General features: G+C 61.6%; 22 protein-coding genes. 6 read left to right on the top strand and 16 right to left on the bottom strand.

Annotated features, from left to right (window positions below):
- Positions 1–22: 22 nt before the first annotated feature.
- The gene (locus ACETII_RS13545; RefSeq protein ID WP_363346629.1) at positions 23–292 is read left to right on the top strand and encodes a hypothetical protein; all 270 of its coding nucleotides are present in this window, start codon (positions 23–25) and stop codon (positions 290–292) included.
- A gap of 36 nt (positions 293–328) precedes the next feature.
- On the opposite strand, the gene ACETII_RS13550 is transcribed toward ACETII_RS13545, so the two are convergent.
- From ACETII_RS13550 to ACETII_RS13610, 13 genes are read right to left on the bottom strand one after another with little or no spacing between them, the layout of a single operon-like run.
- Positions 329–775, bottom strand: coding sequence for a flagellar basal body-associated protein FliL (locus tag ACETII_RS13550; protein WP_472785850.1), 447 nt, complete (start codon positions 773–775; stop codon positions 329–331).
- Positions 772–1,179 (bottom strand): hypothetical protein, encoded by a 408-nt coding sequence (locus ACETII_RS13555; protein WP_472785851.1) that lies wholly within the window; start codon positions 1,177–1,179, stop codon positions 772–774. The genes ACETII_RS13550 and ACETII_RS13555 overlap by 4 nt, the downstream gene beginning before the upstream one ends.
- An 8-nt stretch (positions 1,180–1,187) precedes the next feature.
- A complete protein-coding gene (locus tag ACETII_RS13560; RefSeq protein WP_472785852.1) occupies positions 1,188–1,634 on the bottom strand; it encodes a hypothetical protein in 447 nt (148 codons plus the stop codon).
- A 40-nt stretch (positions 1,635–1,674) separates the two neighbouring features.
- On the bottom strand, positions 1,675–2,049 hold the full coding sequence (locus tag ACETII_RS13565; protein ID WP_472785853.1) for a hypothetical protein: 375 nt from the start codon (positions 2,047–2,049) through the stop codon (positions 1,675–1,677).
- Positions 2,050–2,051: 2 nt separating this feature from the next.
- Positions 2,052–2,801, bottom strand: a complete 750-nt coding sequence (locus tag ACETII_RS13570) for a flagellar biosynthetic protein FliR (protein WP_472785854.1) — start codon at positions 2,799–2,801, stop codon at positions 2,052–2,054.
- Complete coding sequence (gene flhA, locus ACETII_RS13575) at positions 2,801–4,891, bottom strand: flagellar biosynthesis protein FlhA (protein WP_472785855.1); 2,091 nt, start codon at positions 4,889–4,891, stop codon at positions 2,801–2,803. The genes ACETII_RS13570 and flhA overlap by 1 nt, the downstream gene beginning before the upstream one ends.
- 25 nt (positions 4,892–4,916) lie before the next feature.
- Positions 4,917–5,183: a flagellar biosynthetic protein FliQ gene (locus ACETII_RS13580; protein ID WP_472785856.1), complete on the bottom strand. Its 267-nt coding sequence runs from the start codon at positions 5,181–5,183 to the stop codon at positions 4,917–4,919.
- 2 nt (positions 5,184–5,185) lie between these two features.
- Positions 5,186–5,587, bottom strand: a complete 402-nt coding sequence (flgD, locus tag ACETII_RS13585; protein WP_472785857.1) for a flagellar hook assembly protein FlgD — start codon at positions 5,585–5,587, stop codon at positions 5,186–5,188.
- Positions 5,588–5,597: 10 nt separating this feature from the next.
- Complete coding sequence (gene flbT, locus ACETII_RS13590; protein WP_363346647.1) at positions 5,598–6,008, bottom strand: flagellar biosynthesis repressor FlbT; 411 nt, start codon at positions 6,006–6,008, stop codon at positions 5,598–5,600.
- A gap of 1 nt (position 6,009) precedes the next feature.
- A complete protein-coding gene (gene flaF, locus ACETII_RS13595; RefSeq protein ID WP_363346649.1) occupies positions 6,010–6,357 on the bottom strand; it encodes a flagellar biosynthesis regulator FlaF in 348 nt (115 codons plus the stop codon).
- Positions 6,358–6,368: 11 nt separating this feature from the next.
- On the bottom strand, positions 6,369–7,415 hold the full coding sequence (locus tag ACETII_RS13600) for a flagellar hook-associated family protein (RefSeq protein ID WP_363346651.1): 1,047 nt from the start codon (positions 7,413–7,415) through the stop codon (positions 6,369–6,371).
- A 7-nt stretch (positions 7,416–7,422) separates the two neighbouring features.
- Positions 7,423–8,895, bottom strand: coding sequence for a flagellar hook-associated protein FlgK (flgK, locus tag ACETII_RS13605; RefSeq protein WP_472785858.1), 1,473 nt, complete (start codon positions 8,893–8,895; stop codon positions 7,423–7,425).
- Between the two features lie 12 nt (positions 8,896–8,907).
- Positions 8,908–10,140, bottom strand: a complete 1,233-nt coding sequence (locus tag ACETII_RS13610; RefSeq protein WP_363346655.1) for a flagellar hook protein FlgE — start codon at positions 10,138–10,140, stop codon at positions 8,908–8,910.
- Positions 10,141–10,282: 142 nt separating this feature from the next.
- Between ACETII_RS13610 and ACETII_RS13615 the strand changes: the two genes are divergently transcribed.
- Positions 10,283–10,696 carry a PilZ domain-containing protein gene (locus ACETII_RS13615; protein ID WP_472785859.1) on the top strand — a complete coding sequence of 138 codons (414 nt, stop codon included), beginning with the start codon at positions 10,283–10,285 and terminating at the stop codon, positions 10,694–10,696.
- Positions 10,697–10,704: 8 nt separating this feature from the next.
- Here ACETII_RS13615 and ACETII_RS13620 read toward each other — a convergent pair whose 3' ends face one another.
- Both ACETII_RS13620 and ACETII_RS13625 read right to left on the bottom strand, forming a co-directional pair.
- Positions 10,705–11,019, bottom strand: coding sequence for a hypothetical protein (locus ACETII_RS13620; RefSeq protein WP_472785860.1), 315 nt, complete (start codon positions 11,017–11,019; stop codon positions 10,705–10,707).
- A gap of 137 nt (positions 11,020–11,156) precedes the next feature.
- Positions 11,157–11,510, bottom strand: a complete 354-nt coding sequence (locus ACETII_RS13625; protein ID WP_472785861.1) for a hypothetical protein — start codon at positions 11,508–11,510, stop codon at positions 11,157–11,159.
- A 281-nt stretch (positions 11,511–11,791) separates the two neighbouring features.
- Here ACETII_RS13625 and ACETII_RS13630 point away from each other — a divergent pair, with 281 nt between their 5' ends.
- Positions 11,792–13,807, top strand: a complete 2,016-nt coding sequence (locus ACETII_RS13630; protein ID WP_472785862.1) for a PHA/PHB synthase family protein — start codon at positions 11,792–11,794, stop codon at positions 13,805–13,807.
- Here ACETII_RS13630 and ACETII_RS13635 read toward each other — a convergent pair.
- Positions 13,804–14,046: a hypothetical protein gene (locus ACETII_RS13635; protein ID WP_363346665.1), complete on the bottom strand. Its 243-nt coding sequence runs from the start codon at positions 14,044–14,046 to the stop codon at positions 13,804–13,806. The genes ACETII_RS13630 and ACETII_RS13635 overlap by 4 nt on opposite strands.
- A 220-nt stretch (positions 14,047–14,266) precedes the next feature.
- On the opposite strand from ACETII_RS13635, the gene minC reads away from it, so the two are divergent.
- The 3 genes from minC to minE are packed head-to-tail and all read left to right on the top strand — an operon-like array spanning position 14,267 to position 16,173.
- Positions 14,267–15,058: a septum site-determining protein MinC gene (gene minC / locus ACETII_RS13640; protein ID WP_472785863.1), complete on the top strand. Its 792-nt coding sequence runs from the start codon at positions 14,267–14,269 to the stop codon at positions 15,056–15,058.
- Between the two features lie 15 nt (positions 15,059–15,073).
- A complete protein-coding gene (gene minD / locus ACETII_RS13645; protein ID WP_363346669.1) occupies positions 15,074–15,889 on the top strand; it encodes a septum site-determining protein MinD in 816 nt (271 codons plus the stop codon).
- Positions 15,886–16,173, top strand: coding sequence for a cell division topological specificity factor MinE (minE, locus tag ACETII_RS13650; protein WP_363346671.1), 288 nt, complete (start codon positions 15,886–15,888; stop codon positions 16,171–16,173). The genes minD and minE overlap by 4 nt, the downstream gene beginning before the upstream one ends.
- The last annotated feature ends 4 nt before the right edge of the window (positions 16,174–16,177 follow it).

Consider the following 16,177-nt stretch of genomic DNA (forward strand, 5'->3'; position numbering starts at 1 on the left):
CAAGGAAACGAGAGGCTGCTAAATGAATCCCTTGACGCAACTCGACCAGCTCCGCCGCCAGATGGCCGAAGAACTAACCCAGATTCCGCAATATCGCGCTCTGAAAGCCACGGAGCGTTTCATTGCGGATCTTTCCGCAATCTACGAAGGACCGAGCGAGGCGCACGCGCCCAGAAGCGACGAGCCCAATCGTAAAATCGCGCAGGCGATCGAAAACCACCTGAAAGGCGAAGCGAGCGCGGCGTCGATCGTCAAGAATGGAAGCTATCTGCCGGTCCACCGCGTCGCCTGAACACTGTGCGCGCGGCCGGTGAAGGCCGCGCGCCAGTCAGTGTTGCATCTCGTCGCGTGGTATGAACGCAAAGCTTTTCACCAGCGTTTCCTTAATAACATTCTTGCCGGTGCGCTTATTTACGTTGGCGGTGATGCGACTCGTCAAGACGGCGAGATCGGTCTTCTGCATCTGTGTAAAGTCGATTTTGTTTTCGGCATAGATCAGACGAAACGCTTCATCCATGAAGTAATTTTCGGGATCGATTTCTCCGTGGCCTTCGGCCTTCGGCCCGAGCACGCTGAATTCGGCTGAAATATAGCCTTTCAAAACCCCATCCGCGATGATCGGCACAGTCAACGGCCTGATCCTGCGCCTCTCAAGCTTTTCCTCATGTGCCGGCTGTGGGGCTGCGACAGGGCGGGATCGCCACGCCGCTCCGCCATAGGCGGCCCCGAGAGTGACGGCGCAGGCCCATACGCCAACAATCAGCGCTTGCTTCATCTCGGCTTCACTCCCCGCGAGCGGATCGAATATGTTCCGTCCGACTCGCTTTCGCGAATATGGTGGACGATCAGGTTGGTGATCTCCTGCGTCGCCTGCAGGCGGCGCTCGAGAAGCTGCGCATTCTCCGCCAAAAGCCTTTGCAGATCCCTTATTCGGCCGGAAGCGCGTCGCACGGCGTCAGGAGGGGCGGTTCTCGAGACCTGCAAGAATTCCAGCAGCGCATGCGTCTTGCGCTGATTGAGCGCGTCGAAGTCAAGGCGCTTGCCCTCTTTTAGAACGCCCGTTTCCACTCTGATGATGTCCTGCAGTCGTCCGATACAGAGGCTGAACGCATCCTCGGGCGCGCCTGCGCTCTCGTTGGGCCGACGTTTATCATCATTGGTGAGCCGCGGTAGCGTCATGTCGCTCGTCAAATGGGCTTCGATAGCGGGCTGTTCTCGGCTTCGATGAGCTTGCGCAGTCCAGCGACATCGGCGCGGGCAAGCTGATAACTGATCTGCTCGGCCATCATCGAACGCCAGATGTCGGCGCCCGCCTCCGTTCCATAGGCGCCGCCGCCGGATTTCGGCAGAATGTTTTCCAGCCATCCCTGGAGGAGAAACGCCTCGAATTTTTGCGTGGCGGAAAGCGTCTCCAAGCGCCCACCAAGGCGCGGCGCGCCGATGTCGTTGGTCGCAACAGATCTTGTCGACGTCGCGTGGAGCGCCGCGGGAGGCAGGAGCGCGAACGCATGGCCGACGCCGAAAGCCTTTTGGCCCCCGATATCCTCGAGCCGCTTCGTTGCGATTCTGAGCTTCTCCGGGTCAGCGGCGCGCGCCACGTCGGTTATGATGTCGGTTGCAGGGAAAATGGACATCGCCTTCTCCTTCGCTAGCCGCTATCCTATTAATGACGCCTTACTCTACACTGACGTCGACGTCGCCGCGTATTGCGGCGGAGCGAAGCAGCGCCTCGGCTTCTTCTCTCTGCGCGCGCTCAGTGGCTTCCTTGTGCAGCTTTCCCGTCAATTTTGCGCGCCGTCCATAGTCTCTCGCGCGCGCCTGGGCGTCGGCGAGCGCCGCCTCCGCTTCGCGGCGCGCTTTTGCAAGTTCAGCGATGTGAGGGAGGATCAGAGAGGGTTCGAGGCGATCGAGAGAGTCGAAAGCGGCGGCCTCCCTCGCCTGGACAGCGGCAAGCTCTCGCGCGGCCGCCGACAGGCGCATTTGCTGCAAGCGCCACAGCTTGTCGCCGATGCTCTTGGCGCGGGCGAGACGGTCCTTTCGATTCTGCACTTTCACCCCTTGATCAGCCAGGCGCCGTAATGGGAGACGAACGCCGAGAAGAAATCCCAGTCGAAAACGAAGAGCGCCGAAACTCCCAGAAAGATCGCCAGGGGACCGGAGACGAAATATATTTGCAGCTGGGGAGTGAGGCGCGCGAGAAGGCCGAGCGCGACATTGACGACGAGGCCAAATAGCAGGAAAGGACTGCAAATTCTTAACGCCAGCAAGTGAGATTCCGTCAGGATACGCGACAGCTCCTCAAGAAAGGCGCCCGCGCTCGGCGTCGAGAACAAGGGCGTCGTGTCGTAGGAAAGGTACAGCGCTCGAATGAGCTCGAGATGAAGATCCGCGCAGAAGACGAGCAGGAGGGCGCCAAGAATTACGAAGGAGGAAAGGCTCGGCGTCGGCTCCTGCTCCGTGAGCGCGGTCCCGAAGATGTTGTCGAGGCCGATCGTCATGGCGACCGTGGTGGAGAGCGTCTCAAAGGCGAAGAAATAGTAGCGCGCGAGCAAGCCGAGCGTGACGCCGACGCCAAGCTCTGCGAGGATCGTCGCCAGCAGGCGTTGCGGACCAATTTCCACGAAGGCCGACTGATGTCTCTCGAGAAGCGGTGGGGCGAGGGCGAGCGTCGCCGCAATAGCCATGTAAAGGCGGAACTGCACGGGGACGCGTTCGCTCGAAAATCCCGGCGCGGTCATGAGGCAACCGCCGACGCGACAGAACAGGATGAAAATTGGATAGACGGGAACTGCAAGATCCATCACGAAATCGCCCCGACGGATTTTACCTGCACCCCGCCGCCGACCTCCATGTGCGACAAGACCGCCTGTGACGGGAACGGCCGGCTCAGCAAGAGGCGGACATAGGGCCTGGCTTCGGGCGTCGTGAGAACGATGAAGGATTCGCCTCTCTCCATGCGCTCGCGAATGGCGGCCCCGGCTTCCTGCGAAGATTTTTCGATTTGCGCCGGATCGGCGTCAAAGCCGATTATTTCTCCTTTGGCGTCGCGCTTCATTCTTTCATGAAAAAACAGATCCCAGCGTGGTCCGAGGCGCAGGACGCAAAGCACGCCTTCGACCGCGAGGTCGCTGCAAATCTGCGAACCCAGGCGCACGCGCACATGCTCGACGATCGCCTCGGCCCGCCGGGCAAAGGGCGCAATTTCGGCTATGGCTTCGAGGATCAATTCGAGATTGCGAATAGAAACGCGCTCGGCCAATAAAAGCTTCAATACGCTTTGCAGCGTCGACTGTGTGATCAGGCTCGGCGCCATATCGTCGACGAGCTTGCGATATTCCGGCTCGAGCCGGTCTATGAGCGCGCGCATGTCCTTATAGGTCAAGAGCTGCGCCAGGTTATTGCGCAAGGTTTCGGAAACGTGCGTCAGCAGGGCGGAGACGGGATCAATCGGCATATAGCCCAGTCGTCGGGCCTCTTCGATCATCGCGTCCGGAATCCACATGGCGCGCATGCCGAAGGCGGGATCGGTGGTTTCTTCCCCGGCAAGGTCCGGCGCCGAACCGCGCCCAAGAATGACGAGTTGACGCTTGAGCTGCAATTCGTTGGTGGCGACCAAGGCTCCCTGGATTCTAATCTGATAATGTTTTGGACGCACGTCGAGGTCATCCGACAATTTTATGTCCGGAAAGACGAAGCCGTAGTCGCGAGCGAAATTGCGGCGCATGCGTAGCACGCGTTGTCCTAGTTCCGCCTGATAAGGCAGCAGCCCCGCCCAGAGTTGCTTGCCGAGCAGCAGTTCAACCGGCGCGATGCGGAGGAGATCGCGCGCCGATTCCTTCGCGTCCTGCTTGGCCTGCCGTTCGAGCGACCGCTCGGTTTCATCCTTGAGAAGACGCGCCTTCTCGGCCTGCTTGGGAATGAGGTAAGCGACAAAGGCCATGACCCCGCCGAGCGCGCCAAACGGCGCAAGCGGAAGGCCGGGGATAAGAGCGAGAATGAACATCAGCGAAGCGGCGACAAAAAGCGCGCGCGGATACATGCCGAGCTGGCGCAAGATATTCTGCTCGGCGGAGCCCCTCGTGCCGCCTTTCGAGACGAGGAGGCCGGCGGAAAGCGAGACAATCAGCGCAGGTATCTGCGAGACCAGACCATCGCCGACCGACAGCTTAGTGTAAACATCCGCCGCCGACGCGAGGGTCATGCCATGGCGCGTGACGCCAATGATGATTCCGCCGAAAACATTCACCGCGAGAATGATGAGGCCAGCGATTGCGTCGCCTCGGACGAATTTCGACGCGCCGTCCATCGAGCCGAAGAAGGCGCTTTCCTCTTCGAGTTCACGGCGACGCAGTTGCGCTTCACGTTCGTCGATGAGACCCGCCGAGAGATCGGCGTCGATCGCCATCTGCTTGCCGGGAATGGCGTCCAGCGTGAAACGCGCGCCCACTTCCGCGATACGCGTGGCGCCCTTGGTGATCACCAGAAAATTCACGGTGACGATGATCGCAAAGACGGTGAGGCCGATCACGAAATCGCCGCTCATCACCAGCCTGGAAAACCCGCTGATGATGTAGCCCGCGGCCGTTGCGCCCTCCGACCCGTGCGAAAGGATCAGGCGCGTGGTCGCAATGTTGAGCGACAGACGCAAAATCGTCGCGACGAGAAGAACGGTTGGAAAAGAGGAGAAATCGAGTGGCTTTTGAATCCAGAGCGCCACCATCAGGATCAGCACTGAAAGGCCGATCGAAAAGGCGAGCCCCGCGTCGAGCAGGAAGGCGGGAATCGGGAGAAAAAATACGCAGAGGATGAAGACGATCGACATGGCGAAGCCAATGTCTTTCGAACTTCCCTCCGCTTGCTTGGGCCTGCTGGCGCCAGCGACATCCGTCATTCAATGCGCTCCATCGCGCGACGGCTCAATAGCCCTTCTCGACCTTCGAATAGGCGAACTGAGCAAGCACGTTGATTTGTGAACCCACAAACGGGGCTGCGAGGCCGAGGACCGCGATCATGGCCACGATCTTGGGCACGAAGGTTAAGGTCATCTCCTGAACCTGCGTGAGGGCTTGGAAAAGCGCGACGACGATTCCCACGGCCATGGCGGCGCCCACCAAGGGGCCGGAGACCATCAAGATCGTCACGAGAGTACGATGAATGATTTCGAGTGCGTCCGCTTCATTCATCGCTAGGAGATCGTCACGCCTGGCTGCAGAGGCAGTTGACCGCCGCTTGTAAGATTGACGGCCATTCCGTTTGCAGCGAGCGTGACGGAAGCTACCTTACCGGTCACGGAGCCGTCCGCGGAGGTGACCACGCGTCCGATGAGAGCGGCGCCTTGGGTAAGGGAGGACTGCTGGGAAAGGGACGTAAGCAAATCATTGGTCTTGACCGCCTGCTCCAGCGAGGAAAACGTGGCGAGCTGGGTGACGGTCTGCGTCGGATCGACTGGCTTTGTCGGATCCTGATGCTTCAGCTCCGTCACGAGAAGCTGGAGGAACGTCTTGTAGTCTCCGAACGCCTTGTTTGCGTCCTTGCTTACCGAGGAGCTGGATGCGGCGGTCGCCGCCTGGACAGGGGAAACGGTCATATGTGGATCCTTAAGCGACTTCGCGAGCGTTTTCCGCCTCCGCCGTCGTTGTGAGCTGTTCTTCGATGGGAAAAAGCCCGCGAACGACTTTGAGCGCGTCAAACATCCTTTTGTCCTCTATGTGCCGGACGGCCGCTCTCAATCCTTCCATAATTCGGGGGTCGAGCGCGTTGCTGCTGAGAGAGACGAACATCTCCCGACAAAGCTGCAGGGCAGCTTCACAGTCGTTCGGCGACATAAGCATCGCCTGGATGACGAAGTAGAGCCGCTTGAGCGGCGTGGTCGCGCTCTCGGCCTGCATGACATGGTTCTCGAGCAGAAAAGTCACGTCGTTGAGAAGTTCCAGACATACTTTTCGGTCGACTCTGAGGACCGCCCCATTGATGAAGATGCGTTCGCCACGGCGAAGGGAGATGTTCATGTTAAGTCAGTCCGTCGGCGATGAGCTTGTTGACGTCGATGAGCCCGTCGAAGTTGACCGACTCGCCGCGATCGATCAAATCGGTCTCGCGGCGGACCCAGAATCCGATGGAAATGAGCGAAGCGCGAAGATCGTGCGGGAGGCCGTTCTCGTCGTTCGAAAGATCCGAGATGAAGATTGACCATAATCGACGCACGAAATCCGTCGCCTCGAACGCCTCAGGCGAGAGGGCTCCCTTCGATTTTGCGGCGGTGAGCTTTAAGACGGCCTTTTCGAGCGCCTCCTTCTCTCGCGCCCGAGCGGTCTGCGACGACTCGCTTGCCATTTGCACGTAGCGTTGCTGATACATTGGGCGCCGCCTCACAGATATTTGGTGAGGCTGAGCTGGTTAATACGAGCAGTGAGCGTATAGGCGGTCTCGATCCTGGTCATCAGGTTATTCACCCTGGTGGTTGCTTCGGTGGGATCAACGGCTTCGAGATCCTGCAGCTGTGCGTCAAAATAGTCTTTCTGAGTCGCCATCGTATCGCTCGCGTTCTTGACTGTATTTTGCATCACGCCGACCCGCGCTCGGGTCTTCATCAGATCTCGAATCCCCGAGTCCAGCGTATCCATCGCTGTTTCAACCAGAACATTATAAGCGTCATTGCTTAGCTGCTGCGCGCCGATGTCGCTCAACATGGCGTATGCCGACGCGATTTTTCGCATGGCTGGTTCATTTGCGCTGATCGACGCGTCAGTGCTCACGGAGAGCCCGATCTGGCTGTGGAGCACTACGTCGGACGCCGAGGACCAGTCGCTCTTCCACCCTGCATCGGAAAACAGCGCGTCGAACGGGCCGGACAGAAAGCTTTGCATCTGCGCTGACGTAATCGACGCCACGGCTGGATCGGACTGCGTAAAGCCAAAAGTCGCGGAGAAGGCGGCGTCCAACGCGAGTTTGGCCGCAGACGGAGGCACGGCGACGTAATTCGCGATCGGCTCTTGGTCGGTGCTGACCCCGCCGAAAAGAAAGCCGTCAGCATTAGAGCTGTTGAGTTTGCCGATGAAGGTCGTCAGCGATTGGCTTGCCTGGGTGATGATCGCAGCGCGTTCCCCGCCGGTGGTCCGCGTCACGACGAGCGAGGATCGCATTTGTTGTGCGTCTGAAAGCAGGGCCGAAAGCGCCGCCTGCGTCGTATCGAGCCGCGTCGACACAACTCTGTTCGACCCAAGGGTCGCTTCCAGGGCGTCATGGATGTCGTTGATGGCGTAACTTTCGCTTGCGCGAACGCCAAGCGCAATGGCGAGGTCGGCGTGACGACCGGTGGTTATTTCCTTTTGGCCTCTCGCCAGCTGGCTCTGTAGAAGGGCGACGGTCTGCCTAAGGGAGGCTGTGATGGAATAAGTAGAGGTCTTGAGCAGCATGGTCGCCTCAGGAGCGAAGCGCCGAGAACAGCGCGGTGAACATGGCGTTAACGGCTTCGAGCAGCTTGGCTGAGGCCTGGTATGAATTTTCGAGCGCGAGCATTTGCGACATCTGATCGTCGAGATTGACGCCGGTTGCGTTGGAGAGGGCCTGCGTGGTCTGGGAGACGACCGCTTCGTAATAGGTCGTCGTGCTTTCCAACTGCTGGCGTTTTCCCGCGATCCAGCCATTGGAGTCGGTTGCAAGCGCTTCAACGGAACCCGAGGGGCCCAGGCCCGCCGCAGGATCGAAGTTCTGGTTCTGCGACGGGGCATTCACGAGCTCGATGAGCCGATTGGCGTAGCCGGGCGCGCCGGTCGTATTGTAGACATAGGCTGGATTTCCCGAGGCGCCGCCGTCACGCAGCCTCGCAAGATCGCCCCCCTGAATCGGATCGACGTTTGCATTAAGGACGATCTGACCAGCCAGTCCGGGAAGGAGCGTTGCGGCGGGGGATTGGGTTGCGCCCGGATAAGTGAAAAGGCCCGGAAGATCCGGCCCGCCGCCGCCGCTTTGGTCCCTTTCGGCGAAGGCGACCACGAGACCACGCGCAATTTCGTCCAGCTGGCTTTGATAGAGAGGCGCAATTTCGTCGCGAATCTGAGCCATTCCCACGATCGAGCCGGAACGCAAGGCCAGGGGAGCTCCGGCGCCCGTCACCTGTACCCCGTCGACATAGACCGCCGCGCCATTGGCGCTGGGCGTCAATGTGGGAGTTGGCTGGAAAGTCAATTTGCGGGGCGTCGTCTCGAAGAGGGTGACGCCGCTATCGGTGTAAATCACCACGTCGTTATTCGGGCGGCTCACGGCCGTGACGCCGATTCGCTTGGAGATCTCCGTCAGCAAGGCGTCCCGACGGTCGAGGATGTCTGTCACGTCGGCGCCGGCCGCCGTGCCCTCGACGACGTCCGTATTGTAAGTCGCGAACTTCTCGAGAAGCGAGTTGACCTCCGAGACCGCCGAGGTGATCCCTTCGTCCGCCGTGAATCTCTCCTTCTGCGTGGCGGCGGTCGCGTCATTGAGGGCCGCGACGACGTTCCGAGCGGCGGAAATCGCGAGTTCCGCGGCGGTTTCGTTCTGGGGCGTTGCGCTATACGCTTGTAGCGCGCTTTTCAGCTTTGATATGACCGTGGAAGCGGAACGGCTGTTCGACGAATCCGAGAGGTTGAGCGCCTGATCGATCCGCGAGAGCGCATCCGAGACGGCGGTCGCCGCCTCCTCATGAGCGCTCGCTGAAAGGAGATTGCGAAACAGCGCGACGTTGGTCGCGCGTCCGACGCCGAGGAACTCGACGCCAGCCTCATCGGAGGCGAGAAGGGCGTGCTTCACATTGACGCCGGTCACGCCGGCTCCCGCGATATTGCGGGAGGTCACGTTGATCTGGTTCGAGACGACGCCGAGCGACCGCAAGGCGATCGCACCGGCCGAGCTGAGAGACATCGCGCCGCTCCGTTACTTGATGTTGTTCAGGACCTGCAGGATCTCTGATGTGGTTTGGAAGCTCTGCGTGTTCGCCGTGTAGCACCGCTGGGCGATAATCATCGCCGAAAGCTCGGTTGCGAGATCGACGGCGGAGGATTCCAGGGATGAGGCGACGATGGTGCCGCGGCCGCCGGCGCCCGGCGACGAAACGGAAATTTCGCCCGAGTCGCGATTGGGCACATACACGTTGCCGGTGAAATTGAAGAGCTCGGTCGGGGCGCGGACCTCGGCCAGGGGAATCGTGTAAGCTGAGACCAGCTGCCCGTTATCGAGCTGATAGCTCAATACGCCGTCCGACCCCACGTTCACGAGACGCACCGCGCCGGCTGCGTTGCCGTTGCTATTCACATAATTAACGACAAACGGAGCGCCGAGCTGGGTCGTGTTGCTCAGATCCACGGTGATTGTGCTCGCGCCAGTCGGCGTGATCGTTGCGGTCCCGCCTGTCAGAATCGAACCGTTGGCCGGATCGAAGGTGAGCGTCTGCGTGAGTAGCGCGGGGTTCGCGTACGGGAAGCCGCCGCTTGTCGCATCGGCGGCGTCATAGATCGACATTTCCCATGTTTCGGCGGCGGTCTTTGCGAAGTAGACGTTGAGGACCTTGGCGGCGCCGACGTTGTCGTAGATCGTCAAAGACGATTTGGCTGTAAAGGTAGACGTGGCCGCATTGGCGGATGGCAGATCCGCGGCCGCGACGATCGCGGAAGTGGCCGGCAGATTGGCGGAGAGGACCGCCGAGGTTGAGGGAGCGGAGTAGAGTCGGTCGTTGTGAATTCGTACGACCTGCAGATTGCTCAAGGCGTCCGGCTGCGTGCCGGTAGGCGCCGCCATCAAATAATATCCTGCGGTGTTGACGAGCCGGCCCTGCGAATCTGGCGCGAAAGACCCCGCGCGAGTAAGAAAGACGCCGCCGGCCGAGTCCGATACGACAAAGAAGCCTTTGCCGCGTATGGCGAGGTCCGAGGCGTTGCCCGTCGTGGCGATTGTCGCTTGCGACGACACGTCGTAACGGCTGCGCGTTGTCACGCCGCCGCCAAATTGATTGGCGTCCTGATAGCCGTTGAGGACTGTCAGGAACTGCGTCGTCGCGCGCTTGTAGCCAGTCGTGCTGACGTTGGCGATGTTCTCGGACAGATTCGAAAGCGCATTCGATTGCGCTGACATGCCCATGATGGAGGTGTTGAAAAGTCCAAAAATCGTCATCGCGTCGGTCCGAGAGAGTAACCCGGTGGAATTAAACGCCGAGCGGCTTGTCTGAAGCTTTCAGGCTGGCGACTCGCGGCGTTGTCCGCGTCCCTGCGGCGGATTAAGACTGCGCTTCCGCCCATTGCGAAGGAGCGACGCCATGTTTGACGAATCTGCGCCCCATGGCGTCCGCCGCCAGCTGGCGGCCGCGCCACGCCCCGGCAAGCAGGGATTTCCCCTTGGAGCGGCGTCAAATTTGGTCGCCGCCGAACGGCGGCAGGACAGGCGGCGCGGCGTGCGCCTCAATTGGGGGAAGGCGCTCGACGCTTCGGATCGTTTTTTGTGTGAATGTCTTGTCGTCAATCGTTCGCGCGGCGGCGCGCGCGTCCGACTGGCCCGCAGGATCGGTTTGCCTTTGAGGTTTCATTTCTTCGACGATGCCGAAAAGGCGCTCTATGACGCCCGAGTCGTCTGGCGCCAGGGCGATCTCGTCGGTTGCCGTCTGGCGCTGTCGCCGTTGCGCAACAAGCAGGAAGTCGTGAAGCGTATGAGCGGCCGCTACTACGCGGTGTAATAATTTTTTTACGCCTCGCCGCCGACGAAATAGCGAAGGCGGCGTTGGGCGGCCCATATTGCGGCGCTATTGGCGCTCGCGGCGAAGGAATTCGCATCGAAGGGCGCGCGGTGGTCTTCAGCGGCGCGGGCGAGCAGGCCGGCTGCGATGGACAGCAGGACGGTCGTCGACGCCTTCACGAATACTGCGTCGTCGGCGCCGGCCTCGCGGGCCTCGCTGCGAATGCGCGCGACGAGGCTGCGCACCTCGTAGTCGAGCACTTCGAGGTCCTGGCGAAGCGGCTTGTCGAGCTTTTGGCATTCTTCAATGGACATGACGGTCATTCGGGCGCCTTTTCCGATACTCATGCTGGCCTCTCCGATACGCGGATTGCGCCGGCGACTTTCCGCGCCGCGTCTAAACAAACGCTTGCCAGGTTGAACGCCTCGCAGGGCTGCGCAAGCCCTGCGCAATTTTAGGCTCATCTTACCGGCAGGATGCAGCCGGCGCGCTGCATTCGCGCCGCGAGCGCCAGGGCGTCGCCCTTTAATCGCGCGACCTCGGGCGCCGCATCCTCATCGAAGAGCGTGGCCATGAGCGTCGGCGCGCCAAAGGTCCGGATGCGATCGTCGTGGTAATGCTTGTCCTGGACCAGTTCGGAGAAAATGAGGGCGCGCGTCGTCTTCGCATGCATCCGCGCAAGGTCCCGGCAACTCGCCTGCGCATAGGCGCCGGGTTCGATGAGCTCCGGGGCGATTTCGTCGTGCCGCTTCGCACAGGCCGCGAGGCACAAGAGGATGCAGAGCGTGATTGGCGCGCGCGTGGTTTCGAACATTCTTCCTCCGCCCAGGAGCGGGTCTCCGGCCGTTTCAGTCTTGAGCAAAGAGGCTGGCGCGAGGCCTTCAGGTCCGCCGCGACATCGTGGCCGCCTCCCGGCGCTTTTCCGGTCATGAGCCTGTGGCGTATAAGGACCTGTCGTTATCGGGCGCCGGCAGGGGCCGGGTTGCGCCCAGCCGGTTTTTTCACCGCGGAAACAGATTTGGCCAAGACGCGGGGCGCCGGTACGGGCATACTGTCGACACGTCCGATCGGTTTGAAAAAGGGACAGGAAAGAGCATGACGATCAGCCGCGACGAAGAGCCCACGGTCAAGGGGCGGAAGGTCCCGCCGAAGACCGAGGGAGGTTCGGAGCGCAAGGCCAAATCGGCCCGAAAGGGGACCCGGAAATCCACGGAGAAGGCTCAAACGCCGTCTGTGGCGCCGCCGGCGACAGCGAATGCGGAAAAGCCGCCGGCCCCGAAATCGCGGGCGGCCAAGGCTGCGCCAACGGTGCTCGCCGCGCCCCCGATTCCGACCCCGCTCACGGCCGTCGATTTCGAGGCCATGGCGGAGAACATGGCCCAACTTGTCGATCAGGGCCGCAAGGCGCTGGCGGCGGCGATCGGCAATGTCGAAGCCGGCGGGCCGCGCAGCGAGCTTGCCGCCAATGTCGCCGACGCCACCAAGACCCTCGGCGTCGTCGCCGAATACTGGCTCGCGAAGCCGGAGCGTGCGGCGGTTGCGCAGGCGGAGCTCTACGGCGGCCTGAGCGAGATCTGGCGCCAGACCATGCGCCGTTACACGGGCGAAGACGTGCCGCCGGTCGTGACGCCGGAGCCGGGGGACAAGCGATTCGACTCGCCCGAATGGGAGCAGAACCCGTTCTTTGATTGGCTGCGGCAGTCGTACCTCTACGCGTCGCGCTGGGCCGGCGAGATGGTGGAGAAGGCCGAGGGGGTCGACCCTCATACGCGCGCCAAGGCGGCCTTTTACACGCGGCTGATCTCGAGCGCGGTGTCGCCGTCGAATTTCGTGCCGACCAATCCGGAACTCCTTCGCGCCACGATCGAGAACAAGGGCGAAAATCTCATCCGCGGCATGACAATGCTGGCCGAGGACATCAGCGCCGGCGGCGGCATGCTGAAGATTCGCCAGAGCGACGACACGAAATTCCGCCTCGGCGTCGATCTCGCGACGACGCCGGGCAAGGTCGTCTGGCGCAACGACGTGATGGAGCTCATCCAATATGCGCCGACGACCCAGGAGGTTTATGCGCGCCCGCTGCTCATCACGCCGCCGTGGATCAACAAGTTCTATGTGCTGGACCTCAATGCGGAGAAAAGCTTCGTGCGCTGGGCGGTGGAGCAGGGCTTCACCGTCTTCATCATCTCCTGGATCAACCCCGACGAGAGCAAGGCCGAGAAGGGCTTCGAGGCTTATATGCACGAAGGCGTGCTCACCGCGCTCGACGTCATCGAAAAGGCCACAGGAGAGCGGAAGGTCGCGGCGGCAGGTTATTGCGTCGGCGGCACGCTGCTGGCGCTGACGCTCGCCTATATGGCCGCCAAGGGCGACGACCGCATCGACAGCGTCACCTTCTTTGCGACGCAAGTCGACTTCAGCGAGGCGGGCGACCTCCAGATCCTGATCGACGAGGCGCGGCTCGCGGCGCTCGACGAGGCGATGGCGAAGACCGGCTATCTCGAAGGCGTGAAGATGGCGAACGCCTTCAACATGCTGCGCCCAAATGAGCTGATCTGGACCTATGTGGTGAATAACTACATGAAAGGCGTCGAACCCGCGGCTTTCGATCTGCTCTACTGGAACTCGGATTCGACGCGCATTCCCCGCGCCAATCACTCCTTCTACATGCGCAGCTGCTATCTCGAGAACCGGCTGGCGCGGGGCGAGATGGTGATCGACGGCGTGCGTCTCAATCTGCGCCAGGTGAAGATCCCCGTCTATGAGATCGCCACCAGGGAAGATCATATCGCGCCCGCGCGCTCGGTGTTTCGGGGGGCGAAGTTCTTCGGCGGCGAAGTGACCTATGTGCTCGGCGGCTCGGGCCATATCGCGGGCATCATCAATCCGCCCTCGAGGGGCAAGTATAACTATCTGACCGGCGGCCCCGCGAAGGGAAGCTTCGACCAATGGGTCGCGACCGCCAAGGAGACCAAAGGCTCCTGGTGGCCGCATTGGCTGCTGTGGATTACGGCGCAAGCGCCGCGCAAGGTTCCTGCGCGGCAGCCCGGCGGCGGCAAGCTCACGCCGCTTTGCGACGCGCCGGGGGAATATGTGCGGGTGAAGGGCTAGGTGGCGTGGCCGCGGGCCGCATAGGCGACGAGCGCAGCCATGCGCTCCACCTCGAGCGGATCGTAATCCATCGGCAGGTCTTCGGGCGGCACGTCGGAGTCGCTCGCGCGCGTCTCCATGCCGTCGTCGCCGAAATAATATCTCGCCCCCGTGGGGGTGAAAGTGACGACCCATTCGCCGTCCTTACGCTCCACGCGAAAGTCGTCGGTCTGCGGGGCGCTCAGTTTGGACGCGGTCATGGTCCCATCTCCCGTGATCGAGGGGATTTAGAGCGCTCCCCGCAGCGGTGAACTCCGGACCCCGGAATTCCCCGCCATCGCCTAAGGGCTCGACGATCGTCGCCCCTGCGGCAAACGTAAACGCAACCGTTAATTTTTCATAAAGCGCGGGGCGTAAGTTAATGCTTCGTTAACCATCTGCAGGCATTAAGGAAAACTCAATTAATTGAACGAGTTCGCCGTGACGCAGACTGCCTCCCGCCACATCCGCTTTCGGGGCCGTTCCTACCCGACACTCGCGCTTGAACTCGAGGCCCCGCTCGCCGACTGGATGGCCCGGCTCGACGCCTATCTCGCCTGCTCGCCCGCCTTCTTTGCGAAGAAGCCCATCGTCATCGACGTGACCAGGCTCGAACTCGATCGCAGCAGCCTCGTCCAGCTTCTGCAAGAGCTTACCCAGCGGGGCATCAGGATTTTGGGAATCGCCGGCGTCGATCCGAGCTGGGCTGCGGATGATCTTCCGCCGATTCTGACCGGCGGACGCGCGGCGTCGGCGCCGGATGGGGACGAGCCCAAGAAAAAAGCTGAGCTGACGGTTGAAGAGCGCGCCGCCTTCGAGCAGATCGCCGGCGCGCTCGCCGCGTCCCGCGATCCGACCGAAGGTCAGGAGAAGCCGGCCGCCGCGACTCCCGATCAAGGCCCCGTGACGCCGCTCGTCGTCGATGCGCCGGTGCGTTCGGGCCAAACCATTTTCCATCCGCAGGGCGACGTGATCGTCATCGGCTCGGTAAGTTCCGGCGCCGACGTGATCGCAGGCGGGTCGATCCATGTTTACGGAACCTTGCGCGGGCGGGCGATGGCTGGCGCCTATGGCGAGATGAGCGCGCGTATTTTCTGCCGCCGTCTCGAGGCCGAACTACTCGCGGTCGGAGGCGTCTACCTTACCGCCGACGAAATCGACAAAGACATGTTGAGCCAGAACGTTCAGATCTGGCTCGACTCGGAAGACGTGAAAGTTGCGCGGCTGGATTGAGAGAGGATAATTGAAATGACCAAAGTCGTGGTGGTCACCTCGGGTAAGGGCGGCGTCGGAAAGACGACGTCAACCGCTGCGCTCGGCGCGGCGCTCGCCCAGCAGGGCAAGAAGGTCGCCGTCGTCGATTTCGACGTCGGACTGCGAAATCTGGATCTCGTCATGGGCGCCGAGCGGCGCGTGGTCTATGACCTGATCAATGTCGCCCAGGGCGACGCAAAATTGCAGCAGGCGCTCATTCGCGACAAGCGCTTGCCCAATCTGTTCCTCCTGCCGGCTTCGCAGACGCGCGACAAGGACGCGCTCACTGAAGACGGCGTGCGCGCCGTGATCGGCGAGCTGCGCGACAAATTCGACTGGGTGCTCTGCGACAGCCCCGCTGGGATCGAGCGGGGCGCGACTCTCGCCATGCGATTTGCCGATGTCGCGATCGTCGTCGCCAATCCCGAGGTTTCCTCGGTGCGCGATTCCGATCGCATCATCGGCCTCCTCGACGCCAAGACCGAGCAGGCGGAGAAAGGCGGGCGCATCGAGAAGCATCTCCTGCTCACCCGTTATGACGCGGGCCGCGCGGGTCGGGGCGAAATGCTGAGCATCGATGACGTTCTCGAGATTCTGTCCATTCCGTTGATCGGCATCGTGCCGGAAAGCGAAGACGTGTTGCGCGCGTCCAACATGGGCTCCCCCGTCGTTCTGCATAATTCGAGCAGCGCTCCCGCCCGGGCCTATGGCGACGCGGCCCAAAGGCTTTGCGGCGCGGACCTGCCCATGAATATCCCAAGCGACAGGAAGGGCATTCTTGGGCGCCTGTTCGGCAGGAGGGCTGCATGAATTTGTTTCGTATCTTCAATCGCGGCGGCACCGCGCCCGTTGCGCGCGAGCGTTTGCAGATCCTGCTCGCGCATGAGCGCACCGCCGCGAGCAAACAGGACCTTCTCGCGATCCTCCATAAGGAAGTGCTCGCGGCCATCTCCAAACATGTCGCGGTCGAGCCGGACAAGGTCGAGGTGAAAGTCCATCGCAGAGACGAGATGTCGGTCCTCGAAATCGGGATCGAGATCGACGGAGAAGCGATGACGATCCCGGCGGCCCTCGCAGACGACAGGGCCGCCTGATCGT

Source organism: Methylocystis sp. NC52PC (assembly GCF_055698645.1).